This window comes from Indolivaga alginatilytica (genome assembly GCF_003201355.1).
Classification (GTDB): Bacteria; Bacteroidota; Bacteroidia; order Bacteroidales; family Dysgonomonadaceae; genus Dysgonomonas_A; species Dysgonomonas_A alginatilytica.
In genome coordinates, this window is sequence record NZ_QICL01000010.1 from 103,865 (window position 1) to 128,727 (window position 24,863).

Sequence of the window (24,863 nt, forward strand, 5' to 3'; positions counted from 1 at the left end):
TCATAAGTAACAAAAAGTAAACAATTAAGGTAACAAAAGTAACCGGTAAACGAGTAATAAGTGTCACTTTTGGTTATTTCTCAAAGCATTGAAAATCAGTTGCTATTATTGAAAAAGGTTACAAAAGTGACAAAAGTAACACTTTTTTTACAGTATTTATTTTTTCTTGTTTACTGTTTCTCAATTTGGACAGACATTTGTGCCCTCATAATTGTCGACTGCTAACTGATAGATAAACTCAACTGCTGATTCGCATGATTTATAATATAATATGCAAGATTTACTAAAAGAATAAAGACTCATACCTGTATTTGGATATGAGTCTTTATTTTTTTAGTACTTTAAGGTCTCAGACCTTTTTATTTCTTTGACTAGGATATTCACCTATAGTTAGTTATAATTTAGAAATATAGCATAAAATAGTTGGAATTACTTACTTACCGGCTATTGGTTTCAGCAAATATTTAATTTCTTTAGCTCCGGTCAATTCTTCATGAGTGATTCTAAAGCTATCGTGCACTTTTCCATCTATACGAAGACTTCCAATAAAGTTAGCATTAGCTGCATCCATTGGTTTTACAGCCTCTATTACAACTTTGTCCGATTTATAGTAGTTTGGATTTAGCTTAATCGTTATTTTGTCAAAAGTTGGAGTTACAAGCGTATAATCCGGTCTTCCGGGACATTCCGGATAGAGTCCCATCATATTAAATACTGCCCATGTAGAAAGGGTTCCGGTATCATCATTTCCGGGTAATCCGCCGGGAGTATTAGTGAAGTGATCATTTAGTAATTGTTTTACAATTTTTTGAGTTCTCCACTCCTCGCCTTTGAAATTACTAAAAAAATGAGGGTAATTTATATCGGGTTCGTTAGTTACATCAAAATATTCTTTATCGAATACCATTTGCAGTTTATCTACGAATTTTTTATCACCACCCATAAGCTTAGCTAAACCTGCTATGTCGTGAGGAACGGCAAAGGTATAATTCCATGCAGAACCTTCGTGAAATCCGGGGTTCGGTTCGAAGTTCATTCCTTGCGCCGGATTAAACGGAGTTAAGAATGTTCCGTCAGGTAACAGAGGTCTGAATGCTCCGCTTTCTTTATCATAGTAATGTTTATAGCCCAACGATCTTTTATAAAACAGTTTAGCATCCTCTTTTTTGCCCAAAGCTTCAGCAAAGCGAGCTAAATTCCAGTCTGCAATATAATATTCCAAAGCATGAGAAACAGAGTTGTCAAATTCACCACGCAAAGGAACAAAGCCTAGCTTCATATAGTCGTCATTGTCGGGACGCATTAAATTTTCTTTGCTTGGCAATGTTGCAGACTTATACATTGCCTCGTATGCGGTGTTTACATCAAAATCTTTTAAGCCCTTGAACCAAGCATCCACAATAACGGGTATAGAAGGGTCGCCCTCCATTGTATAAGACTCACGACCATACAATTCCCACTTAGGTAGCCACCCGTGCTCTTTGTACATATCTATCATGGTATGCATCATTTGAATCTGACGCTCAGGATATACCAATGTCATTAATTGATGTACATTACGATAAGTATCCCAAAGAGAGAATACTGTATAACGGTTCTCCTTTGTAGTCTTAATTTCTGAGCTTTCCATTGCAGGGTAGTCACCGTTTACATCTTGTAGAATATTAGGGTGAACAAGAGCATGATAAAGTCCTGTATAAAAAACTGTTTTTTGATCTTTAGTTCCGCCTTCTACTAAGATTCGGGAAAGATCATCGTTCCAGCTTTTACGGGCAGCTTTATGTACAGCTTCAAAATCGGCTTTGGGTTGTTCAGTGTTTAAATTCAAACGAGCATTTTCAATACTAACAAAAGAAACACCCATTTGCACTTCGATACTTTCTCCTTCTTGTGCATCGAAAGTGAAGTATGCGCCTACATCATCCCCTGCAATTTCTCTATTATATTTCGTGTAAAGTTTATATGTTCCGGCATCCTTATTCCATTCTTTTTCCCAAGTCTCACCGGGACGTTGCAATTTCCAATATCCTACCGATTTAGGAGCTTTATTAATTCTCATCACAAAGTAAATCGGAAATACAGCTTGGGATGCAGTGTAACAGAATGTACCAAGAAGCTTAGTTCCTTCGATCTCGGTGTCACTTACTCTTCGAACCATAGCTCCCGACTCATTGGTCAGCCCTTCACCCAAATTCAATAATATATTAGCTTGCCCTTTAGGAAAGGTAAAACGGGCAATACCCACCCGAGGGGTTGCACTTACTTCTGTTTTAATATTGTATTTAGTCAGAATATTCGAGTAATATCCCGGAGATGCAGTTTCATCTTTATATTCACTTCCGTATTTACGGTAATCTACAATCATATCTCCTGAGGTTGGCATCAATAAAAGGCTGCTCATGTCGGGGCAACCTACTCCACTTAAGTTTACGTGGGCATATCCGGTGAAGTATTTATTATCGAAGCTATAAGGGGTCGACCACCATCCGGTATCTTTATCTCTTTTATTGAGGTCGGAACCCATTACATTAAAAGGTGTTACCGACATAAAACTTTGAGGGCACATAGCGCCCGGGTTAGTTGTCCCATAATTAGTTGTCCCGATGAATGGATTGACATAGTCAACCGGCTCATTTTGGGCAGAAACCATTGTGAAACAGCCTAAAAATAAATAAAGGAATGTTTTTCTCATGATATTTTAGTAATGTGAAATATTCATCGTTATATTTTATCTCCTCTCCCTAAAAAGAGACCTTTATACTTCCAAAAAAGATATAATCTCTTGCAGGTATTTAGCATCTATTTCAGAAAAGTAATTTTCAATTTCGCTATCCACATCTAAGACAGCTATAACCTCGCCTTGTTTTCGTATTGGCACTACAATTTCGGAACGTGATTCACTGTCACAGGCAATATGTCCTGCAAAAGTATTTACATCGGCAACTATGACAGTTCGATTCTCTTTCCAAGCGGTTCCACAAACTCCTTTACCATAGTTTATACGAGTGCAGGCTATCCTTCCCTGAAAAGGGCCTAATACCAATTGTTCTCGTTTTACAATATAAAATCCAACCCAAAGAAAACTAAAAGCTTCTTTTAAGACAGCCGATACATTTGCAAAATTGGCTATAGTATCTGTTTCAGCCTCTAAGAGCGCTTTTATTTGAGGTAAGAGATTCTTATATTGATCTTCTCTTGATGCATGTTTTAATATGTCTACTTTTTCCGCCATAATGTAAAATATTTGATGCGATGTTTTATCAGTATAACTATCTCTGGTTTTTATGCCCAGCCTAAGCAATAAAAAGGTCTACGACCTTAAAATTTGCATACTGCAAATTTTATACTTTTTATCTGAACCGAATTATCTAAAGCTGTTATTTTCAATTTCGGTCTCTTATTATGAATTATAAATTGATAGTAATAAGTCGTATAGTCACCTTTTAAAGAAGCGTTTTTGTCCGAATCCAATTCGTTAGATTCTAACTTGAATGAGCCTTTTGCTTCAATGATTATATAAACAGCTCCTAAATATATACTATCTTGAAGAAGATCAGGATTAAAATCCAAAGTCTCATTTTTTTCTAAAGTAAGTATATTATTATTTCTACTACCTCCGATATAGTTACTAAATGTACCATCTGTCTGATCTTGCACTATTGCTTTACTATAATCCAGCGATGGGGCTATATCATCAGAGAGTATAACATCGACGTTCATTTTCAAAGTTTCATCATAATCCTCTTTCGGAACAGTCCAAACTGTAATGTGCTTACCTGCTTCATGAAATGTTTTAACAGCATCGGGGGTAAGCCATTTATAGAAAGCATAATACTCAATATTGTTACGGATCATCTCATTGAATGTGTAATTGAACCCAACTAGATCTTTGTTAAATATATCACAATACAATTCCAGCTCGGGGTCTGTAGATCTTAGATAGTCAATTACTTTCGAATCGAAACAAGTGAGAGCAAAATTTCCTCTTCCAAGTATTTGCATAGCTGTTTTATAAGCTTTTAGAGCCAGAGGGTTAGTCAGATAATCAGCCTTAAGTTCAATATATGGGAATATATTTAATTCAGAACACTTATTCAGAAATTCAGTTAATGTCGGAATTGGTCTTCTGAATGAAGGGTTCGGCGATACCAAAACATATTTTTCTTGTAAATCGGATAAAGTATTCTCATGGCAGTTTACCGTTGTTTTTAGAGGCGAATAATCAGCCACGTTTCTATACATTATATTAAGGCTGTCGTCATGCATCATAACGAACTCTCCATCTGAGGTAACAGTAAAATCAAACTCAACTGATTTAAAGCCACATCTTTCAGCTAGAATAAGGGCATCCAAACTATTTTCGGGTGCAATACTGTCTAAATGCAATCCCTTGTGAGATACAATATTAATCCGATTGCGTGTATCTCTGTAAGGTTTTTTATTGCTGGTACAAGAGATATTTAATAAGAGTAAAGTTAGAAACAAAAACAGAGTTTCTTTTTTGATCATCTGACTGGATTTATTGAATTTATAGAAATAAAAAATTATAACAGACCTAATTGCCCGAACATCGTTTGGTATATTTCCGCTTTTCCAGCTAAAGATTTGGGATATGCTCTTGAGGATGACGGCATACGATATAAACGCATCAAACGTCCCTCAAATTCAAATTCAGAGAAGCTTCCTATTTTGGGTTCTTTTGTCTGGACAAAAGATATTAATGTATCGGTTGCTTTCTGTCCTGTAGTAACAATCGCTCTGCAAAGAGGTATTTCTTTTAATATGATGCTCAGGTCTGTAGGTTCAACTACTTCTAGAAAATTATCAGAAGCATTATCCTTATGCCTTATAATAGCTTTAGCTGTATCGCCTAATCCTATTCGTTTATAAATAAGGAATTTTTTTATTCTGTCTTCATCGAAAGCCTTTTTGCCTGTAAGTAAGAAATGGTCTTTATTTTGAAAAAAAATTAAGCCGAATATTCTCCACATGTCATTCTGGAAGTTTGGATAGAAGAAATTCATAGACCATCTTTCCTGCTTGGGTGGAAAACTTCCTAACATTATCAATTGAGTATCAACAGGTAGAAAAAAAGGTAAAGGATGATATTCTATATCTTTCATAAATACATTCAATATTATTGAAGTGTTATAAAGACGAAGATAATAAAAAAATATTTATAGCTTCATTTCTCAATAGTAGCAAGTAATCTTTGTTGTGCTTACAAAAAGCAAAAAGGTTTGAGACCTTAAAATATGAATTATTGAAATTTATATGTCTTTTTATTTGTGATTAAAGAAATATGTTATATTTTTGCTGTAACGAAATAAAAAATCAGATCGAAATGAAATTATTCACTAACATTATCAGTACTATTATTCTGCTCTGGGAAAATCTTAGAGTGAGTAGTGCTGCGTAGTCGAATAATCAAAACAGATATAGCAATGGCCTTTCTCACTAAAAGAGAAGGGCTATTTTGTTAAATAGCATCAACATTGACTAAGAATAGAAACATACTTTAGACAAATTTATATGGACAAATTATTTATTTTTGACACGACCCTTAGAGACGGAGAACAAGTTCCGGGCTGCCAGTTGAACACTATTGAAAAAATAGAAGTAGCTAAAGCTCTGGAAGCTCTCGGTGTTGATGTTATAGAAGCTGGTTTTCCTGTATCAAGTCCCGGAGACTTTAATTCAGTGGTAGAAATTTCTAAAGCCGTTACATGGCCTACTATCTGTGCACTCACACGTGCGGTTGAAAAAGATATAGAAGTTGCAGCTGAAGCTCTCAAGTATGCCAAGAAGAAACGTATACATACAGGAATCGGAACTTCGGATTTCCATATAAAGCATAAATTTAATTCTACTCAGGACGAAATCGTAGAACGTGCAATCGCAGCGGTGAAATATGCGAAACGTTTTGTTGAAGATGTTGAATTCTATGCAGAAGATGCCGGTAGAACAGATAATGCATATTTGGCAAGAGTGGTGCAAGCTGTAATTAATGCAGGAGCAACAGTTGTAAATATTCCTGATACTACAGGATATTGTTTACCAACCGAATATGGGGCAAAAATTAAATATCTGATTGATCATGTGGACATGAAGAATGCCATACTATCAACACATTGTCATCAGGATTTAGGAATGGCGACAGCCAACTCTATTATGGGTGTATTGAATGGAGCCCGTCAGGTGGAAGTTACGATTAATGGAATCGGTGAACGCGCCGGTAATACTTCTTTAGAAGAGGTTGTGATGGCAATAAAGAGTCATAAAGAACTGGATATTGAAATGAATATCAATACTCAAAAAATATATCCGATGAGTCGTATGATATCCAGTTTAATGAATATGCCTGTACAACCCAATAAAGCAATTGTCGGACGGAATGCATTTGCCCATTCATCGGGAATACATCAGGATGGAGTTCTTAAAAATATGTCTACCTACGAAATTATAGATCCTAAAGATGTTGGTATAGATGATAACGCTATCGTTCTTACCGCCCGTAGCGGACGTGCTGCATTAAAAAATCGATTGGGTATTTTAGGTATTGAAGTTAATGATGGTGAATTAACAGAAATATATCAACGCTTTTTAGAACTTGCGGATCGTAAGAAGGATATTACAGATGAAGATATTCTAATTCTTGCAGGAAAAGAAACGGATAAAATGCACCGTATCAAGTTAGATTATCTACAGGTAATATCAGGAATAGGTGTTCGCTGTACTGCTAATGTAGGTATAGATATTGCAGGTGAGAAATTTGAGGCTTCTGCTTCTGGAAACGGACCTGTTGACGCAGCAATCAAAGCTGTAAAACAAATTATTCGTCGTGAAACAATAATTCAGGAGTTTCTGATCCAAGCGATAAATAAGGGCAGTGATGATGTAGGTAAAGTGCATATGCAAGTAGAGCACGAAGGACAAAATTATTACGGATTTTCAGCAAATACTGATATTGTAGCAGCATCTGTTGAAGCATTTATCAATGCAATTAATAAATTTGTAAAATAAACCAAATCATATTTTAGTGGAAACTAAAAAATACGAATATATAGATAGTTTACGAGGGATTGCCGTACTGATGGTATTAATGGTGCATGTGGGTAATTTTTTTAAAATTCCAACGACTGAATACTTTTCTCACTTATTCTTTGGGCCTATCTATAGTGGCAGAATGGGTGTTCAATTATTTTTTATAATCAGTTCTTTTACATTAATGTTTTCCTTTGAAAGAAGAAGCGGAGAAAAAAACGGAACATCAAATTTTTATATACGGCGTTTTTTTCGAATAGCTCCGATGTATTATCTAGCAATTATTGCCATTACAATCTATTATATCCGGACGAATACAGTTAATTGGGATATTCTAACATCGCCTTGGTATATAAGTAATTTTTTGTTTCTGAATACATTGACCCCTTATTGGATTAAAACGGTAGTCCCCGGCGGTTGGTCTATTTCTGTAGAATTTCTTTTTTACATTATATTTCCGTTTATAGCCTCTCGAATAAAAAATATTAATATGTCGGCTATAGCATTATGTATAAGTCTTATTATTGCAACACTTTTTATATTCATTACTAGAAAAGATTTCTTTTATTCTCAATTCGATTTTAATCAGATCAGCTTTTATAACCAATTACCCGTATTTTTTATTGGAATATTTGCTTATTGGCTTACAAAAGAAAGTTATAAAGAGATCAAAAATAGGACATGGCTACTCTTCATTATTGTTCTGTTCTTATTCACAATGATGATGGTACCTTATTATTTATTTTACTGCATAATATATTGCATCTTGATTTTTATTCTTTCGAAAAAACCATATAAATTTTTATGCAATAAATGGTTTTCCATGGTTGGCAGGGTAAGCTTTAGTATGTATATAGTGCACTTCTTCCTGATAATAATGATGAATAATCTGGGGATTGGACATCTTATTCCTGTTACAAATATGTTTACATCAATAGTAAACTTTGTATTATTATATATGCTGGTTTTCACTCTAACTTATACGATTTCTTATTTCTCATATAAATTCATAGAACTTCCCGGACAAAATCTTGGAAAAAAACTAATCAAAATTAGATCAACAAAATAATATTTCAGTATGAAAACATTATTCGATAAAATTTGGGATGCGCATACAGTATCAACCGTACAAGATGGTCCCACACAGTTGTATATCGACAGACATTTCTGTCATGAGGTAACAAGCCCACAAGCCTTTAATGGTTTACGTACAAGAGGGCTTACGGTTTTACGTCCTGATAAAACGACTTTGACGGCAGACCATAACACTCCGACAATCAATCAAGATCAGCCTGTTAAAGATCCTATTTCCAGAAATCAGTTAGACACTCTTTCTAAGAATGCTGCCGATTTTGGACTGACATTATATGCATTAGGAAATAAGAAAAACGGTGTTGTACATATTATAGGTCCTGAAAACGGATATACTCAACCCGGAATGACTATTGTTTGTGGAGATAGCCACACATCTACTCACGGAGCTTTCGGTTCTATTGCTTTTGGTATTGGAACATCAGAAGTCGAAATGGTACTAGCTACTCAATGTATCTTGCAAAGTCGTCCTAAGACAATGAGAATTACATTTAACGGTAAACTGAATAAAGGTGTTACCGCTAAAGATTTGGCTCTTTATATGATTGCCCAGCTTACTACTGGTGGTGCTACCGGTTATTTTGTTGAATATGCGGGAGAAGCAATCCGAAATATGTCGATGGAAGAACGAATGACCCTTTGTAACTTAAGTATCGAAATGGGCGCTCGTGGGGGATTAATTGCTCCGGATGAAAAAACATTTACTTATGTAAAAGGACGTGAATTTGCTCCTAAAGGCGAAGCGTGGGATAAAGCTTTAGCTTATTGGAAAACATTGAAAACAGATGAAGGTGCTAAATTCGATAAAGAATTAGTATTCGAAGCTGCTGATATTCAGCCAATGATTACTTACGGAACAAATCCGGGTATGGGTATGGCTGTAAACGATTCAATTCCTACACTAGATCAAATAGACGAAGCTGGTCGTATATCTTTCCAAAAATCGATGGATTACATGGGTTTCAAACCGGGAGAGAAATTAGAAGGTAAATCAATAGACTATGTTTTCCTTGGTAGTTGTACTAATGGACGTATCGAAGATTTCCGTGCTTTTACTAACTTTATCAAAGGAAAGAAAAAAGCAGAGAATGTTGTTGCCTGGTTGGTTCCCGGTAGTTGGATGGTAGAGAAACAAATACGTGAAGAAGGTTTATATGATATTCTTATCGAAGCAGGCTTCTCTTTACGTCAACCTGGATGTTCGGCATGTTTAGCTATGAATGACGATAAAGTTCCTGCTGGAAAATATGCGATTTCTACATCGAATCGTAACTTCGAAGGTCGTCAAGGTCCCGGAGCACGTACTATATTGGCTGGACCATTAGTTGCAGCAGCGGCAGCAATTACAGGAAAAATAACTGATCCTAGAACATTCTAATATTAGACTTATTCAGAAGAGAATAATATTTTCTTGATACCACCAATTATATTTTGCATTACTTAATTTTCTAATAAAAGTAAAATGGAAAAGTTTCAAACATTAACATCAACATATGTTCCGCTTCCTATCGAGAATGTGGACACAGATCAAATTATACCGGCTCGTTTCTTAAAAGCAACCACAAAAGAAGGTTTTGGAGACAATCTTTTCGCAGATTGGCGTTATGATAAAGAAGGTAAACCGAAAGCTGATTTCGTATTGAATAATCCTACATACAGTGGAGAAATTCTTGTAGCAGGAAAGAACTTTGGTAGCGGATCAAGTCGCGAGCATGCTGCGTGGGCAATTGTTGGATACGGATTTAAAGCAGTAGTATCGAGCTTCTTTGCTGATATTTTCAAAAACAATTCATTAAATAACGGATTATTACCTGTAATTGTTAGCGTTGAATTTTTAGCTGAGATATTCGACAGCGTAAGTAAAGACCCTAAGGCAACACTTACAATCAATCTGGAGAAGCAAACTATAACTAATAATGCAACGGGAAAATCAGAATCTTTTGAGATTAATCCTTATAAAAAAGAATGTCTACTTAAGGGACTGGATGATATAGATTATCTTCTATCTAAGAAACCTCTTATAGAAGCATACGAAAAAGATCAGACATTATAAATCAGGTCATTTAATATGTGTCGGTTAAGTCTTAAGTAACCGACATGTATTGATTCTTTGTTACGAGAATGTAACATAATTTATTTTACAAGCCTATGTTAGAAATAATGGATACTACCTTGCGTGATGGAGAACAAACTTCAGGAGTTTCGTTTTCTATGCAAGAGAAATTAAGTATTGTCCACCTGCTGTTAGTTGACTTGGGTGTAAATCGGATAGAAATTGCATCTGCCCGTGTATCGGATGGTGAATTTAAGACGGTTAAACGAATTACCGATTGGGCTAAAGGTGCAGGGTATATTGATAAAATCGAGATACTGGGATTTATCGACAAAGGAGCTTCTCTAAAATGGATTAAAGATGTTGGCTGTAATACTGTAAATCTACTGACAAAGGGATCTTACAAGCATGTAACAGAGCAATTACGGAAAACTCCAGAGCAACACTTAGAGGATATTAAAGCTGAAATATATTTGGCTCAAGAAATGGGATTGAATGTAAATATTTATCTCGAAGATTGGTCAAATGGTATTTTGAATTCCGAGGAGTACGTTTACTTTATGGTGGATAATTTGAAAGATTTACCCATTAAACGCTTCATGCTCCCTGATACACTGGGTATTCTCAATCCCCATACTACATGGCGTGCTTGCCGGCGAATGACTAAACGATATCCCGGATTACATTTCGACTTCCATGCTCACAATGACTACGATCTTGCAGTTGCCAATGTAATGGTTGCCGTTGAAGTTGGAGTACATGGTGTACATGTAACTATGAATGGTTTGGGCGAACGTGCAGGAAATGCAAGTCTGTCGAGTGTAATAGCAGTTCTACATGATCATCTGAATGTGGAAACTACAATAAAAGAAGAAAAGCTTAATCGGGTCAGTCGTGTTGTGGAAACTTATTCAGGTTTAATAATCTCAGCGAATCAACCGATTGTCGGAGAAAATGTTTTTACTCAATGTGCAGGTATTCATGCTGATGGAGATAATAAAAACAACCTCTACTACAACGACTTATATCCTGAACGATTTGGTCGGGTAAGAGAGTATGCACTGGGTAAACTATCCGGTAAAGCAAATATCAGGAAGAATATTGAAGCCCTTGGTATTGAACTTGACGAAGCCGATATGACAAAAGTCACGAATCGGGTTATTGAGCTTGGCGATAAAAAGGAAGTCATTACTCAGGAAGATTTACCCTATATAATCTCGGATGTTTTAAGAAGTAGCGAGAAAGATAAACAGGTTAAGATTATTGCCTTTGCGTTTGTTCTGTCAAAAGGGGTACGTGCTTCCGCTTCTGTTCGCATTGAAGTCAATGGAAAAGAATACGAAGAAACAGCACCGGGAGACGGACAGTACCACGCGTTCTCAAAAGCTTTATGGAAAATATATACAAAATTAGATAAACCTAAACCCGATTTGGTGAATTATTCGGTAATAATTCCACCGGGAGGACGTACAGATGCTTTGGTGCAGACTGTTATTTCATGGAAGTTCAATGGAAAGGTTTTTAAAACTAGAGGTCTGGATGCCGACCAAACCGAAGCAGCGGTAAAAGCAACTGAAAAAATGTTGAATATAATCGAAGATATGTGATATGAGGATAAATCTCATCAATATTATTTCGGATCGCAAATACGAATCATGGGTTAGTTTTCAACTTATCTATGAATGGGAAGATCAATTGTCGAAGACATTGAGTATTCCTATTATTGATAATCCGGATCGTGTTGCAACAAGTCTGAAAAATTCGATTAAATATAATATATCCGAACGAGTAGCTTATCCTCTAATTAAATTTTTCAGAGCTATAAAAAGATGCTTCAAAAAAGAATCTGAGATAGATTGCTCCCTGTATTTTCACTTAACGGTAACTAGTTTGATACAGCTAAAGAAAAGCAGATTGAACAGAATTATACCTGTTATTGTAGATGCTTTTATTGCGGAGGATTATTTACCTGTCTTTTATAAAAAATACGGAGATTGTCCGTTAGTACTAATATCGAGCATCGAAACGTATGAATATCTAAAATCGGTAAATTGCCCTCTAAATATAAGGTATTGGGGACTTAGTTTATCTGATGATTATAAATTGGATTCGGATAAAGAATACAACAAAGAAATTGATATATTACTTGCAGGAAGACAAAACGGAGTTCTTTTGTCATACTTAGAACAATATTTACAAGATAATAAGGAGATTGAGGTTGTGCGAAGTGATATAGAAGACGGACAGTTAATATTCACATCTAACAACAGAGGAGTACTTGGCAGTTTTAATGGCAGGGATGAATACATAGATCTGTTGAGAAAATCGAGAGTAATAATGTATGCTACACCGGGTATTGACGGAGGAGAAAAGCGAACAAAAGGTTATAATCCGGTAACACCTAAATATCTGGAAGCACTATCTTCTCAGTGTAAGATTATAGCTCGCTATCCCGATACGGTTGAGACGAAACTATATGAACTCGATCGGATTTGTTCTAATACCGATTCGTATGATACTTTTAAATCTCATTTGGATAGATATTTAGATCGTAATAATAAAATAGATTTGCCTTTTTATGCATCAATACTAAATAGGCATTATACATCGGTACGAGGAACGGAATTGCAAGAGATTCTTCAAAATTTAAGGTCTTAGACCTTTTTATAGCTTAGATATTTTGTATTACTTTTACTAAATATTTTTTATAATAAACAAGATTCGATGAAAATAGGTGTTTTAGGTGCAGGTATCAGTGGTTTAAGTATTGCTAAAATACTAAAGAAAACATTTGATGTTGAAGTTTTAGAGAAGAATCCCGTTTGTGGAGGAATTGCTCGCACTACAGATGTTGATGGTGTTGCATATCATACTATTGGCGGTCATTGTTTTAATTCGAAATATGAAGATGTACTAAGTTTTGTATTCGATGAAGTTCTACCTAAAAGTGAATGGAATAAAGTAATACGAAAATCGAAAATAAAGTTTCAAAATTACGAGATCGATTATCCTATTGAATTCTCAATCAAGCAGATTTATGAGCATGACAAAGAGTTGGCTCAAAGATTGACTATTGATTTCTTTAAGGCTGATGATAACGGTAAATATGAGAACTTAGACGAATGGTTCAGAAAGAAATTCGGCAATAGTTTTGCTGAAGAATACTTCATTCCCTATAACTCTAAGATATGGAATAATGATCCTAAAAAAATGAGTTATTTATGGGTTGAAGATAAACTTCCAATTCCTAACAAAGATTCTTTTTTTGAAGGACTAATATCTAATATGAGAGATAAGATGTCTCATTCGGAGTTCTACTATCCTAAGACAAATAATCAGAATACATTCATTGAGGCTTTAGCGAAAGATACAGCAATCAAGTACAATTATAAGGTTGAATCTATTAAATATGATAATAGTTCTAAGAAATGGATTATAAATGATACAGATCATTACGATCTGATAATTAATACTACACCTCTAGATCAATTCATAGGTACTCTTGCAAATGCACCTGAGAATATACAATCTGCTGCAAAAAAATTGAAGAAGAACGGTGTATCTAATATCCTTTGGAAAACGAAGGAAACAGATAAAACGTGGACATATATTCCAAACCAGAAATACTTATTCCATAGATATATTCATATTGGTTCGTTTTGGAATCCAAAACAAAATTATTCGATCTCAGAAGTTATAGGACAACATTCTGTTGAAGAGATGACTAAAGTAGGGCAACAAGACGATTTCTTAATAGAGCCGATAGCTCACTCAGTATCCGATTATGCCTATGTTGTATTTGACGAAAACTATGATGTAACTACAAGGGCTATAAAAGAGTATCTGGAAGAAGCAGGATTACATACTTTAGGTCGATTTGGAGAATGGCAATACTACAATATGGATGTATGTATAAAAAAAGCCATTGATCTATCTAAGAAAATAATAGAAAAACAATTTTAAGGTCTCAGAGCTATCTAATATTTAAATAGTATATGAGCCTTGTAAACTTAAATATATCACTAAATACTTTTATTTATTTTAATTAATATAGTATGAAATTAAATATTGCGGTATTACCCGGCGATGGAATTGGTCCTGAAATTATAGGACAAGCATTAAGAGTTACAGAAGCTATTTGCGAAAAATTCGGTCATGAATTATCGTACGAATATGGAATAGTAGGAGCATGTGCTATTGATGAAGTGGGAAGCCCCTACCCTGACGCGACTCATGAACTTTGTATGGAATCTGATGCTGTATTATTCGGCGCTATCGGTGATCCTAAATACGATAATAACCCATCGGCTAAAGTTAGACCGGAACAAGGTTTATTGAAAATGCGTAAAGACCTTGGTCTATATGCGAACCTACGTCCGATTACAACTTTTCCATCGTTAATACACAAATCGCCTCTTCGTGCTGATCTTGTAGAAGGAGCCGATTTTATGTGTGTACGCGAATTGACGGGAGGTCTTTATTTTGGACGTCCTCAAGGAAGAAGCGAAGACGGGAATACTGCTTATGATACTTGTGTATATACTCGTGAGGAAGTAGAACGTATTCTTCATTTATCTTATAAATATGCGCGTCAACGTCGCAAAAAAGTGACTGTTGTAGATAAAGCTAATGTTCTTTGTACATCTCGTTTGTGGAGAGAAGTAGCTCAGGAGATAGAAAAACAATATCCTGACGTTGAAACTGAATATATGTTTGTTGATAACGCAGCTATGCAGATTATTCAATGGCCAAAACGTTTTGATGTATTAGTTACAGAAAACTTATTCGGAGATATTCTTACTGATGAATCATCTGTTATTACTGGTTCATTAGGAATGTTACCATCTGCTTCTATTGGTGTTCATACATCGGTATTTGAACCTATACACGGATCGTATCCTCAGGCAGCAGGAAAGAATATAGCAAACCCTATTGCTACTATACTTTCGGCAGCCATGATGTTCGAATATGCTTTTGATCTTCAAGAAGAAGGCAAAATAATTCGCGATGCAGTAAATGCTTCTTTGGAACAAGGTATTGTAACTGAAGATATTTCTTCAGATGGCAAAGCTTATTCAACATCTGAAGTGGGAGATTGGATTGTGAATTTTGTAAAGAATCAAATTTGATATATAAATATATAATATAAGCAATGACTCGTAATCTCTCTCTTTTAGCATTAGCTGCAGGTTTGATAATAGGTATCAATCTCTTTTTTGCCTGTACTAAGGTAGAGACAGATGACGCTCCTCCTGGTATTAAGATTTTAATGCCTCTTAATAATGATACTCTATTCATCTATACAGATACGGACACAATACTGCCTATATTTAGTGCATCATTAAGTGACAACGAAGGGCTCTCTTCTTATAAATTTAGAATAAGGCATCTTAGAGACAGTATAAAAGGTGCACCGGGGGATACAACTGCTTATTTTTATAAAAACTATCAGAGGGCTTCTATTTTTGGAATGAAAGATACCATTATTAAGCATTCTTTTGAAATTGACACAATTATTTCCGTAACTGATTCAAACAGCAATACAAGACGCCTTCCTATATGGCAGGGAGTATATCAACTAGATGCATCTGTTGTAGATATGCATGGAAATATAACAATTGTAGATTCCATTAATGTTGTAATTGTAAAAACCAAGTATATAAAAAAGAAGTAACTGTTTGACTATTTTACTAAAACATAAGCTCTGTATTTAGTTCTTTCATTTACAGGACATAAAGATAAATATCCGGATTTTATTTTGCCTTGCGAAAATAAAGCCGGATATTCTTTTTTCATTTGATTATCTCTATTTACTTGTTCTCCTTCTTGAGAGGTGAAATCGATATAAAACGAACCCTCAGATCCTTGGTCTAAATATTTCTGACTAAAACGAAGAGCCAATAATCCCATATTATCTCTGACGTTTATTTCTATGCAGGGATGTAGTTTATAAGTACCGTCTTTGTCTTCATAAACCATCATATCTACACCAATACAGCCGGAATAAAAATTATTAAATTTATCTATCAGAATTTCCAATAAGCTACTTTTTACCTCTTCTAATAGCTGAATATTAATATATTCGCAGATCTTACTTATTATATTCTCTTGCTTACCAATGTAGTTTCCAAGATACCCTCCTTTAGAATTTGTCTCGAATAAAGAATATCCTTCAAAACGGATGTCATCATTATCTAAAATAAATTCCATAGCAAAATCGAGTTCCTTATTCAGTGCTTTCTCTATTGAAACGATTTCTTGCTTATTTAAAATGCCTTGTAGTATTTGACGCTCAGTTTGTGTTAATCCTCTCACAGGCAACCATAATAAACCTCTGCCGGAAGAAGAATAGGGTGCTTTTGCTAAAAACTGATAGTCTTCGTTTTTTACAATATCCTCTATCTCATTTAGACTGCTATAGAAATTAGGAATAATATCGGTCGAAATAGCCGATATTTCATTACATAATTCCCTTAGGCATTCTTTAGCAGTTTCTCTACTCGATAAGGTACGCAATTCGTCTTTCCATTGAGGCAGATTAAAGTGCAAATGGTATTTAGAATTAATTTTCTCAAAATAATTAATCGACTGTGGCGATACTCCCCATAAATGAATCTCTGTTAACGAACGGTTCATTTTATCAGAAATAATTCCTTTGGGGAGTGGTCGTAAATTCTTAGATAAATATTCCTCAAAATCGAGAGGAAGCTCCGATTGAACTAAGACATAATCCTCGGCATCAGCATACCAAGCAGCCAAATAAGCCAAATCGTATTGAAGATTGACCATATTAGCCGGCGCTGTATAATAAGGGGATAAAGTTAGTACTGCGCCCTCATGTCCCGGATTGAAATAATAAAGTTGTGGTTTTTTTTCTGTTTTTTCACTTAACATAACTAGCTTTCAACCCTTTGATCACAGCAGAAGTAAATCCTGCATTTTCCATTTCGTTCAATCCTTTGATTGTTGTTCCTCCCGCAGTAGTTACTTTATCAATTTCAACTTCAGGGTGGCTATTATTTGTCTCTAGCAGATTGGCGGCACCTCTCAGTGTTTGGATAATTGCCTGTTTTGCCTGATCAGGTCTTAACCCCATTTCAACTCCTCCTTCCATTGCTGCACGTATATATCTGAAAGCAAAGGCTATTCCACATGAAGTGAGCGAAGTAACTGCTGGAAACAACTTCTCATCAATCAATTCGGCTTTGCCCAGTTCGCTGAATATTTTAAGGATCAATTCATCATTTTCCTTATTAGCGCCATAGGATGCCACAAAGCTCATGCTTTCTTTAATTGCAATAGCCGTGTTAGGCATTACTCTATATATTGCAGAGTCACTTAGAATCCATTCTGAAAGCTGATTTAATGAAATACCGGATGCAATAGAAATAATAATCTGATATGGATTAAAAGCCTTTCGGTGCTTCTCCAATACTTCTTGGATATACCAAGGTTTAACAGCTAAAACTATGATGTCGGCTTCTGACAATGAAGAATAATCATTTATAACACCATTTATTCCATTATTATATGTTTTAATGTAGTTAATGTTCCTTTGATTACGATCTATCACTGTAATATCTTGTGGAGCAAATATTGTACCGCTTCCGAGCCCTATAGCAATGGCTCCTCCCATATTACCACCACCTATAATTGTTATTTTCATGACTTATAATGTATTTATGAGTTTAAATATATCGAATAGTAAGGAAATTATTGTTCTTACATTTTCTTAACTCTAAAAAAGGTATGAGACCTTAATCTTCTTTTGGAAAATGTAAACTTTCTACTTTTTCTAATCTGGATATAAGTTGATCATACAATCCTTTTCGGATACGCAAAGACATAGAGCAATCCATATCATATTGTTGGCTTAAAATAGTTGGTTCTAAGTCCTTTACAATTTTCATAACATCATTCATAAAAGGATATTCGAATTGAAAGCTTATATCCAGATCAACAGTCTTTTCTATTATTTCAGCGGCAGCAATAGCTTCAATAGCAGCCTCTTTATAAGCTGTTATTAATCCACTGGTTCCTAACTTAACTCCTCCGAAATAACGAATCACTATGATAAGAATATCCGTGAGTTCATTCGAATTTATTTGTCCTAATATTGGCTTTCCTGCTGTTCCCGAAGGCTCTCCATCATCATTTGCCCTGAACTCGTTACGCTCAGCACCAAGCATGTATGCCCAACAAACATGTCGGGCATCATAATATTCTTTTCTGTATTTTTCAACTTCGGCTTTTACATCATCTACAGTTTGCACAGGAATGGCAAAAGAAATAAATTTACTTTTCTTCTCAGTAAACAATCCTTTGGCTGTTTCTTTGACTGTTTTAAATGTATCCATTTACTCCTCTGATACTTCTTTCTTTTTAGGTTGAATTGCATCTACCATTACCTGCATTTTCTTAGGAAGAGGCGATGTCAAGTGTATCTTTTGTTTTGTTTTTGGATGCACAAATTCCAATTCATCGGCATGCAAAGCAATTCGACGTAACGGGCTTATTTTCGATCCATATTTTTTATCACCAACAATAGGATGTCCTATAAATTGAAGTTGTACACGCAATTGATTTTTACGCGAAGTGGTAGGAGTTAACCTTATCACCGAATATCTGCTATTAGCTTTAAGAGTTTCATATTCAGTAACAGCCTCTAAGCCTCCGTTGTCTGTCTTAGAAGCAAATACTACAAAATTCTTATTCTCTGTAAGCCATGAAGTTATAGTACCTTTCTCAGGAACTAGAGGACCTTCGATTACTCCTAAATAAGAACGTTTTGGTGGATTCAATATCCATGTATGTTGCAATTCTTCTTGTATCTCCGGACTTTTGGCGAATACCATTAACCCCGAAGTTTCTCTATCAAGACGGAATAATACATATGCTCTCTCTTTGGCATTCTTGCCTTTTACATATTCATTTATGATATTATAGGCTGTTTCCTTTAGCAATTCTCTACCTGTTGAAACAGATAATAATCCCGAATCCTTATCCACAACAATAAGATCCTTATCTTCATAAATAATAGTAAGACCCTTTAGTTTCTTCTGATCCATTTTGTGATCATGTTTATGTATAGAAACTATGTCTCCGGCTTTTAGCTCATGATTATGTTGAGATACGACCTTGTTGTTTACTCTTATTTGTTTGTGAACCAAAAGAGACTTTGTCGCATTCCTACTTTTTCGTACGTTACTATCCACTAAGAAATTAAGTAACTCGGCATTCTCTGTTACCTTTATTTCTAATAATAGTGTATTCTGCTTTTCTTTCATATATTTTTTATTCTCTCACAAAGGTATGATTTTTTATAGAGTTTTGTATTTGTATAGCACTAATAGAATGAAGATTGTGTATGATTAATCATAAAAAGATACTTTTATAATATACTAAATACCATTTTCCCTTTATTTGCTTATACTTTAAGAGGATATCGGTATCCGAGTTTTCGATATAAATCCTATGAGTAACTATATTTGATGTTTTTGTCACCTTTACTTTATAAATATTTCTGTCTACTTGATCGATAGGAACTTTCATCGGAACCCATTGCTGTTCCTCTATAACTTTTAGATTTCTTTCAGGTTCGGAAATATCGCATTTTAAGGGAAACAGAACTCTTGATTTTTGAAATTTAATGTCTGCCATAAATTTCGAATAAAAAGTATCAAAGTTCTCACCTTTACTATTACTCGTTACTTCGCTTTTGGATTTTCTATTCTCTTGCCTCTGCTTAGTTTTACAGCCGGAAAGAAAGATGCAGCCAACGATAATTATAATCAATAAGCTAATACGATTCTTCATATAATAAATATTTATTTGATGAAAACTCAATGTGAGACAAAATATAGCAATAAAAAAGTGAGTAACAAAATGCTGCTCACTTTTTATAGTTTTTCAAAGAATGACCTATATGCCTCTTAAACTAAGATAACCATATATTAAAGTAATGTGAGACAATTATTGATACCTTTAATCACTATAACAATCTCTGGTTGTTATACTTGCCAAAGTAACAAAAAGGTCTGCGACCTTAGCAGAAAGAACAAAGATAGCTATTCTTTTAAACATTTTATAAGCTCAGAGACTGCTTCTTTGATATTGGGGGAATCCTGTAAGAGTGTAATAAATTTACTTCCAATGATTGCTCCACTTGCATTTGCCTGAGCAGCCTCCAAAGTTGCTTTGTTTGAGATACCGAAACCTATTAAGCGTGGATTTTTCAGCTCCATCCCATTTATTCTTTTGAAATAAGCTTGCTTACTATCATCAAAGCTCTTTTGAGCCCCTGTTGTGGCTGCCGAAGACACCATATAGATAAAACCATCGGTATGCTCATCAATAAGACGGATTCGTTTGTCCGATGTCTCGGGTGTGATTAGCATTACTACTTTTACATTGTATTTATCGGCAACAGGCTTATATTCTTTCAGGTAATCATCAAAAGGAAGATCCGGAATAATCGTTCCATCAATACCAATCTCCTGACATTTTTTGCAGAAATTCTCGAATCCATATTGCATGATAGGATTCAGATATCCCATCAATATAAGAGGAATAGATACATCTTTACGTATATCTTTCAATTGTTCGAATAGCGTGGATAGAGTCATCCCATTTCTTAGGGCAACAGTTCCACTCGCTTGGATAGTAGGACCATCGGCCATTGGATCTGAAAAAGGAATACCTATTTCAATCAGATCAACCCCATTTGTTTCGAGTTCTTTAATAACATCAACAGTGTCATTCAATTGAGGAAAACCTGCTGTGAAATATATAGATAGTATATCCTTTTGTTTCGCTTCGAAAAGTTGTTTTATTCTATTCATTTTTCAATTGATTTATAAATTGTTCTAAAAGTTCAATATTTTTCAATCCCGGTTCTAATTCAAATTTACTGTTCAGATCCAGAGCATATAATTTAGGATGGGATATATCTTTTATAGCTTTCACATCTTCAATAGAAATACCACCACTTAGAAAAAAAGGAAGCTTTCCTTTATATTGATTAAGAATACTCCAATCAAATTTTATACCTGAACCTCCATGCTGTGGGGTTTTTGTGTCGAATAAAAGGAAATCGCAAACATTTTCATATTCTTTGGTGGCAAAAAAATCTGCTTCCTCAGAAATATTAAATGCTTTTAGTAGGGTGAGATTTGGATATTCCGCTCTTATTGCAGAGCAATATTCAATGGGCTCACTTCCATGCAATTGAACCACAGAAAGTTTATACTTATTAATCTGTTCTAATACTGATTCGATATTCTCATTAACAAAGACTCCTACTCTATCAATATTATCGGGTAAGATATTTAATACACTAGAATCTAAACTCTGAATATATCTAGGCGATTTAGGATAAAATATCAAACCCATATAATCAATAGGTAATTTTGCCAAAGCCAAAATATTTTCAGGATTCTTCATTCCGCAGACTTTAATCTTCATGATAACTCTTTAATGAAGTTAGCTAAGGCTTCGCCAGGATTATCTGTTTTCATGAAATTTTCGCCCATAAGGAATCCTTTGTATCCTACCTCGCGAAGATCAAGTACAGTCTGAGGAGAGGAAATTCCACTTTCCGAGATTTTTACAAACTCATCAGGTATTTTATCTACCAAGTCAAATGAGGCTTGTATATCTGTAACAAATGTTCCGAGATTACGGTTATTTACTCCTACAACATCTACATACTCGTTGATATGTCCGAGTTCAGCTTCATTATGAACTTCCAGTAATACATCTAAGCCCAGTTCTTTTGCTTTTACTGCAAATTGCTTAGTCTCTTGAATTGTTAGAGAAGATGCAATTAATAATACAGCACTGGCTCCCATCGCAGCAGCTTGATAAAACTGATACTCGTCTACCATAAAATCTTTACGAAGTAAAGGAGTCTTGGTTAAAGAGCTAGCCATTGTTAAATCAGCAAAAGTGCCTCCAAAAAAATCAGTATCCGTCAGAACAGAAATAGCACTTGCTCCTCCATCAGAATATAAAGGTATAACTTCTTCTACTTTTGCATTTTCGAAAATCCAACCTCTTGAAGGAGAACGTCTTTTAAACTCAGCAATAATTCCTGTTGAAGAATTTATTAAAGACTGCTTAAACAAACCTTGTTTATTAGCTGTGCCTATTTGTTTTATCAATTGGTCGATGCTAACTTCTTTCTTTTGTTGGTCTACCTCAATACGTTTATTGGCAACTATTTTATCTAAAATATTAGTCATAATCTAAATGTCGTTTATTTCTTAATTCCTTCAACTGAAAATACCATAGGAACTTTATTCCCAAAACTATCAATTTGATATTTATCCGTATCGATTTTTATTGTGTGATTAAAGCAATTATATGGAGAATAATCATACTCATTAAATGATTTAATTTCTATATTGTACTTTATCAAACTGTTTAGCACTTCGCTAGTACTATGATTCCAGTTTACTGTCGAATATTCTATGTCGGCATTTCTATCGGTATACGAGCCTTTATTACCTTCAATAATTTCCCCTGAATTGAAATAATTATAAGCAATAGTCTTAAAATCATTACCATACATCCAAATGAAAGGATGAAATTCAACAAATACAAGTCTACCGGAAGGTTTAAGATATTTTGATACAATTGCAGCCCATTTATCCAAATCGGGAAGCCAACAGATAGTCCCATAACTGGTAAAAACAATATCAAACTGCTTATCCAGATAAGCAGGCAGATCAAATATATCGCAACAGATAAATTCAATATCTACATTTGTTTGTTGAGCCAATAACTTTGCTGCTTCAATAGCTTTGTCTGATAGATCAATACCTGTTACTATTGCACCCATCCGGCTCAGCGAAATACTATCTTGCCCAAAGTGACATTGTAGATGTAATACTGATTTGCCTTTGATATCACCTAATAGATCTAGCTCAATATTTTTCAAAGAGCTTTTGCCTTTCAGAAATACTTCATTATCATAAAATTCAGATTTAATATGTATCTCTGTTTTTTTATTCCAAGCATTTTTATTTATCTCAATATAGTCACTCATCTCTATTCTTCTTTTAGTTTTGATTTCTCTTGCTCAATAAAAGCTGAAATCATTGTTCGATATACAGACTCAGCAATATCCGGATCAAGATTTTCACTTTTAGCCAAATTGCGAACTTTGGTTATTATTTGTTCCACTCTTTTGGGAGCTTCAACATCCGACTCGGTCTTCTTAAAATTAACCGCCTGATTTACATAAATACTTCGCTCTGAAATCAATCGAATTAAATCTTTATCAATACGGTCGATATTTTCGCGAACTTCGTCTAATGATTTGCATTCTATATCATTTCTTTTCGTTTCATTTGGTTTTACAGAAATTCCAAGCATAACAGTAGGCTTATCAGCGATATTCCATACAGAATGAGGAGTCTTTCCATCAAGAAGAAAGGATTCGCTAGGATTCAATATTTTATGAATGTCTCCCATTTTTATTTGAGCCTGACCACTAATTACAATAAACAAGTGGCTGTACTCATGTATATGGAGATCGCAAGGTCCTCCCCCTCCTACTTCTATATAAGCAATAGAACCATCTATAATTTTGCCACAATCACCAAATAGTTTTTTTGCTACAAAATGAATGTGATTGGGAGGTGTTGTAAAATCATCCATATAAAGATCGGATTAAGTGTTCAGTTCCAAAAATCTTTTAAAGGTAGCTTTTACTTTACCACTATCTATGGCTTCTGTCGCCTGAGCAACACATTCTTGTATTGACAAACCAGGGGCGATAGTCTGAATACCTATTGCCGAATTAGCTATTACTGCATTTTTTTGAGCTTGCGTGGCTGTATTATTAATTACATTGTCAAAGATGGCAGAAGCATCTTCAGGAGTTTTACCTCCATCCAGATCGAGTTCCGAGCATCTTTCAAAACCCAGTAATTCGGGAGAATAGATACTTTCAGAATGCCGGTTTATGACTTTAAAATCGCCGGTCAAGGATATTTCATCATATCCATCCAAGCCATGTACAATTGCATAGTCAACATCTGTTTGCTGATACATGTAATAATACATACGAGCCATTTTCAGATTAAACACACCTAATACACTTCTCTTGGGACGAATAGGATTTGCTACAGGTCCGAGCATATTAAAAAATGTGCGTACACCGAGAGCCTTTCGTACAGGAGCAACTTCTTTCAGAGCATTATTAAATAAGGGCGCATGTAAATAGGCGATATTGGTTTCAGCCAGAGACTTTTCTAATTTACTTACATCATTCGTGAATTTAACACCATGTTGTTCCATTACCGTTGATGCACCACTTACAGATGTTGCACCATAATTTCCATGTTTTGCAACTTTATATCCGGCAGCAGCTACAGTGAAGCATGATAATGTCGATATATTGAATGTGTTTTTATTATCACCACCAGTACCAACAATATCTATTGGATTATAAGCAGCTAATGGAGTAACATCCGCACATAGTTCGAGTAATGCGTCGGTAAAACCGAGAAACTCATCTATACTTATGCTACGCATCAGATAAACACTTATAAATGCTGCAATCTGAGATTCGTTGTATTCGCCCATCGACATTCGAGTCAATATATCTTTCGATTCTGCACGACTCAGTTGTTGATGGTTAAATAATCTATTTAATACTTGTTTCATC

General features: G+C 34.9%; 24 protein-coding genes. 9 read left to right on the top strand and 15 right to left on the bottom strand.

Features of this window, described 5'->3' with window-relative positions; genetic code table 11:
• Window positions 1-433 precede the first annotated feature (433 nt).
• From CLV62_RS09620 to CLV62_RS09635, 4 genes are all read right to left on the bottom strand, one after another.
• Window positions 434-2,650: a GH92 family glycosyl hydrolase gene (locus CLV62_RS09620; RefSeq protein WP_394337199.1), complete on the bottom strand. Its 2,217-nt coding sequence runs from the start codon at window positions 2,648-2,650 to the stop codon at window positions 434-436.
• A gap of 105 nt (window positions 2,651-2,755) precedes the next feature.
• Window positions 2,756-3,232, bottom strand: a complete 477-nt coding sequence (locus CLV62_RS09625) for a GAF domain-containing protein (protein ID WP_110310569.1) — start codon at window positions 3,230-3,232, stop codon at window positions 2,756-2,758.
• An 86-nt stretch (window positions 3,233-3,318) separates the two neighbouring features.
• A complete protein-coding gene (locus tag CLV62_RS09630; RefSeq protein ID WP_110310570.1) occupies window positions 3,319-4,509 on the bottom strand; it encodes a glycerophosphodiester phosphodiesterase in 1,191 nt (396 codons plus the stop codon).
• A gap of 35 nt (window positions 4,510-4,544) precedes the next feature.
• Window positions 4,545-5,123, bottom strand: a complete 579-nt coding sequence (locus CLV62_RS09635; RefSeq protein WP_110310571.1) for a uracil-DNA glycosylase family protein — start codon at window positions 5,121-5,123, stop codon at window positions 4,545-4,547.
• Window positions 5,124-5,532: 409 nt separating this feature from the next.
• On the opposite strand from CLV62_RS09635, the gene CLV62_RS09640 reads away from it, so the two are divergent.
• The 9 genes from CLV62_RS09640 (at window position 5,533) to CLV62_RS09680 (ending at window position 15,863) form a co-directional block, all read left to right on the top strand.
• Window positions 5,533-7,023 carry a 2-isopropylmalate synthase gene (locus tag CLV62_RS09640; RefSeq protein ID WP_110310572.1) on the top strand — a complete coding sequence of 497 codons (1,491 nt, stop codon included), beginning with the start codon at window positions 5,533-5,535 and terminating at the stop codon, window positions 7,021-7,023.
• Window positions 7,024-7,039: 16 nt separating this feature from the next.
• On the top strand, window positions 7,040-8,113 hold the full coding sequence (locus CLV62_RS09645) for an acyltransferase family protein (RefSeq protein ID WP_110310573.1): 1,074 nt from the start codon (window positions 7,040-7,042) through the stop codon (window positions 8,111-8,113).
• Between the two features lie 9 nt (window positions 8,114-8,122).
• Complete coding sequence (gene leuC, locus CLV62_RS09650) at window positions 8,123-9,514, top strand: 3-isopropylmalate dehydratase large subunit (protein WP_110310574.1); 1,392 nt, start codon at window positions 8,123-8,125, stop codon at window positions 9,512-9,514.
• A gap of 84 nt (window positions 9,515-9,598) precedes the next feature.
• Window positions 9,599-10,189: a 3-isopropylmalate dehydratase small subunit gene (gene leuD, locus CLV62_RS09655; RefSeq protein WP_110310575.1), complete on the top strand. Its 591-nt coding sequence runs from the start codon at window positions 9,599-9,601 to the stop codon at window positions 10,187-10,189.
• A 95-nt stretch (window positions 10,190-10,284) separates the two neighbouring features.
• On the top strand, window positions 10,285-11,796 hold the full coding sequence (locus CLV62_RS09660; RefSeq protein WP_110310576.1) for an alpha-isopropylmalate synthase regulatory domain-containing protein: 1,512 nt from the start codon (window positions 10,285-10,287) through the stop codon (window positions 11,794-11,796).
• 1 nt (window position 11,797) lies between these two features.
• On the top strand, window positions 11,798-12,847 hold the full coding sequence (locus tag CLV62_RS09665; protein WP_110310577.1) for a hypothetical protein: 1,050 nt from the start codon (window positions 11,798-11,800) through the stop codon (window positions 12,845-12,847).
• Window positions 12,848-12,913: 66 nt separating this feature from the next.
• Entirely contained in the window at window positions 12,914-14,152 is a 1,239-nt protein-coding gene (locus tag CLV62_RS09670) for a protoporphyrinogen/coproporphyrinogen oxidase (RefSeq protein WP_110310578.1), read from the top strand.
• Between the two features lie 92 nt (window positions 14,153-14,244).
• On the top strand, window positions 14,245-15,318 hold the full coding sequence (leuB, locus tag CLV62_RS09675; protein ID WP_110310579.1) for a 3-isopropylmalate dehydrogenase: 1,074 nt from the start codon (window positions 14,245-14,247) through the stop codon (window positions 15,316-15,318).
• 23 nt (window positions 15,319-15,341) lie between these two features.
• Window positions 15,342-15,863 (top strand): DUF4625 domain-containing protein, encoded by a 522-nt coding sequence (locus tag CLV62_RS09680; RefSeq protein ID WP_110310580.1) that lies wholly within the window; start codon window positions 15,342-15,344, stop codon window positions 15,861-15,863.
• 8 nt (window positions 15,864-15,871) lie between these two features.
• Here CLV62_RS09680 and CLV62_RS09685 read toward each other — a convergent pair whose 3' ends face one another.
• The 11 genes from CLV62_RS09685 to trpD all read right to left on the bottom strand — a co-directional run bounded on the left by CLV62_RS09685 (window position 15,872) and on the right by trpD (window position 24,862).
• Window positions 15,872-17,083 (bottom strand): hypothetical protein, encoded by a 1,212-nt coding sequence (locus CLV62_RS09685; RefSeq protein WP_110310581.1) that lies wholly within the window; start codon window positions 17,081-17,083, stop codon window positions 15,872-15,874.
• Window positions 17,073-17,855: a pyrroline-5-carboxylate reductase gene (gene proC, locus CLV62_RS09690; protein ID WP_110310582.1), complete on the bottom strand. Its 783-nt coding sequence runs from the start codon at window positions 17,853-17,855 to the stop codon at window positions 17,073-17,075. The genes CLV62_RS09685 and proC overlap by 11 nt, the downstream gene beginning before the upstream one ends.
• A 91-nt stretch (window positions 17,856-17,946) precedes the next feature.
• The gene (locus tag CLV62_RS21905; protein WP_185144255.1) at window positions 17,947-18,546 is read right to left on the bottom strand and encodes an IMPACT family protein; all 600 of its coding nucleotides are present in this window, start codon (window positions 18,544-18,546) and stop codon (window positions 17,947-17,949) included.
• Window positions 18,547-19,476 (bottom strand): RluA family pseudouridine synthase, encoded by a 930-nt coding sequence (locus tag CLV62_RS21910; protein WP_185144256.1) that lies wholly within the window; start codon window positions 19,474-19,476, stop codon window positions 18,547-18,549.
• 88 nt (window positions 19,477-19,564) lie between these two features.
• Window positions 19,565-20,005, bottom strand: a complete 441-nt coding sequence (locus CLV62_RS09700; RefSeq protein WP_110310583.1) for a DUF4348 domain-containing protein — start codon at window positions 20,003-20,005, stop codon at window positions 19,565-19,567.
• 251 nt (window positions 20,006-20,256) lie between these two features.
• Complete coding sequence (gene trpA / locus CLV62_RS09705; protein ID WP_110310584.1) at window positions 20,257-21,030, bottom strand: tryptophan synthase subunit alpha; 774 nt, start codon at window positions 21,028-21,030, stop codon at window positions 20,257-20,259.
• Window positions 21,023-21,631: a phosphoribosylanthranilate isomerase gene (locus tag CLV62_RS09710; protein WP_245904068.1), complete on the bottom strand. Its 609-nt coding sequence runs from the start codon at window positions 21,629-21,631 to the stop codon at window positions 21,023-21,025. The genes trpA and CLV62_RS09710 overlap by 8 nt, the downstream gene beginning before the upstream one ends.
• Window positions 21,632-21,648: 17 nt before the next feature.
• Entirely contained in the window at window positions 21,649-22,431 is a 783-nt protein-coding gene (trpC, locus tag CLV62_RS09715) for an indole-3-glycerol phosphate synthase TrpC (RefSeq protein WP_110310586.1), read from the bottom strand.
• A 14-nt stretch (window positions 22,432-22,445) separates the two neighbouring features.
• A complete protein-coding gene (locus CLV62_RS09720) occupies window positions 22,446-23,237 on the bottom strand; it encodes a class I SAM-dependent methyltransferase (RefSeq protein ID WP_110310587.1) in 792 nt (263 codons plus the stop codon).
• Window positions 23,238-23,239: 2 nt separating this feature from the next.
• Window positions 23,240-23,851 (bottom strand): chorismate mutase, encoded by a 612-nt coding sequence (locus tag CLV62_RS21935; RefSeq protein WP_221409234.1) that lies wholly within the window; start codon window positions 23,849-23,851, stop codon window positions 23,240-23,242.
• A gap of 12 nt (window positions 23,852-23,863) precedes the next feature.
• On the bottom strand, window positions 23,864-24,862 hold the full coding sequence (gene trpD / locus CLV62_RS09730; RefSeq protein WP_110310588.1) for an anthranilate phosphoribosyltransferase: 999 nt from the start codon (window positions 24,860-24,862) through the stop codon (window positions 23,864-23,866).
• Window position 24,863 lies beyond the last annotated feature (1 nt).

Excerpts from the sequence above, each read along its gene's own strand:
- CLV62_RS09640 (WP_110310572.1), top strand. The coding sequence starts at position 5,533 with ATGGACAAATTATTTATTTTTGACACGACCCTTAGAGACGGAGAACAA.
- CLV62_RS09660 (WP_110310576.1), top strand. The coding sequence starts at position 10,285 with ATGTTAGAAATAATGGATACTACCTTGCGTGATGGAGAACAAACTTCA.
- CLV62_RS09710 (WP_245904068.1), bottom strand. The coding sequence starts at position 21,631 with ATGAAGAATCCTGAAAATATTTTGGCTTTGGCAAAATTACCTATTGAT.
- trpC (WP_110310586.1), bottom strand. The coding sequence starts at position 22,431 with ATGACTAATATTTTAGATAAAATAGTTGCCAATAAACGTATTGAGGTA.
- CLV62_RS09625 (WP_110310569.1), bottom strand. The coding sequence starts at position 3,232 with ATGGCGGAAAAAGTAGACATATTAAAACATGCATCAAGAGAAGATCAA.
- CLV62_RS21910 (WP_185144256.1), bottom strand. The coding sequence starts at position 19,476 with ATGAAAGAAAAGCAGAATACACTATTATTAGAAATAAAGGTAACAGAG.
- leuB (WP_110310579.1), top strand. The coding sequence starts at position 14,245 with ATGAAATTAAATATTGCGGTATTACCCGGCGATGGAATTGGTCCTGAA.
- CLV62_RS09680 (WP_110310580.1), top strand. The coding sequence starts at position 15,342 with ATGACTCGTAATCTCTCTCTTTTAGCATTAGCTGCAGGTTTGATAATA.
- CLV62_RS09665 (WP_110310577.1), top strand. The coding sequence starts at position 11,798 with ATGAGGATAAATCTCATCAATATTATTTCGGATCGCAAATACGAATCA.
- CLV62_RS09630 (WP_110310570.1), bottom strand. The coding sequence starts at position 4,509 with ATGATCAAAAAAGAAACTCTGTTTTTGTTTCTAACTTTACTCTTATTA.
- proC (WP_110310582.1), bottom strand. The coding sequence starts at position 17,855 with ATGAAAATAACAATTATAGGTGGTGGTAATATGGGAGGAGCCATTGCT.
- CLV62_RS09620 (WP_394337199.1), bottom strand. The coding sequence starts at position 2,650 with ATGGTTTCTGCCCAAAATGAGCCGGTTGACTATGTCAATCCATTCATC.
- trpD (WP_110310588.1), bottom strand. The coding sequence starts at position 24,862 with ATGAAACAAGTATTAAATAGATTATTTAACCATCAACAACTGAGTCGT.
- CLV62_RS09670 (WP_110310578.1), top strand. The coding sequence starts at position 12,914 with ATGAAAATAGGTGTTTTAGGTGCAGGTATCAGTGGTTTAAGTATTGCT.
- trpA (WP_110310584.1), bottom strand. The coding sequence starts at position 21,030 with ATGAATAGAATAAAACAACTTTTCGAAGCGAAACAAAAGGATATACTA.
- leuC (WP_110310574.1), top strand. The coding sequence starts at position 8,123 with ATGAAAACATTATTCGATAAAATTTGGGATGCGCATACAGTATCAACC.
- CLV62_RS09685 (WP_110310581.1), bottom strand. The coding sequence starts at position 17,083 with ATGTTAAGTGAAAAAACAGAAAAAAAACCACAACTTTATTATTTCAAT.
- CLV62_RS21935 (WP_221409234.1), bottom strand. The coding sequence starts at position 23,851 with ATGGATGATTTTACAACACCTCCCAATCACATTCATTTTGTAGCAAAA.
- CLV62_RS21905 (WP_185144255.1), bottom strand. The coding sequence starts at position 18,546 with ATGGATACATTTAAAACAGTCAAAGAAACAGCCAAAGGATTGTTTACT.
- CLV62_RS09720 (WP_110310587.1), bottom strand. The coding sequence starts at position 23,237 with ATGAGTGACTATATTGAGATAAATAAAAATGCTTGGAATAAAAAAACA.
- leuD (WP_110310575.1), top strand. The coding sequence starts at position 9,599 with ATGGAAAAGTTTCAAACATTAACATCAACATATGTTCCGCTTCCTATC.
- CLV62_RS09635 (WP_110310571.1), bottom strand. The coding sequence starts at position 5,123 with ATGAAAGATATAGAATATCATCCTTTACCTTTTTTTCTACCTGTTGAT.
- CLV62_RS09700 (WP_110310583.1), bottom strand. The coding sequence starts at position 20,005 with ATGAAGAATCGTATTAGCTTATTGATTATAATTATCGTTGGCTGCATC.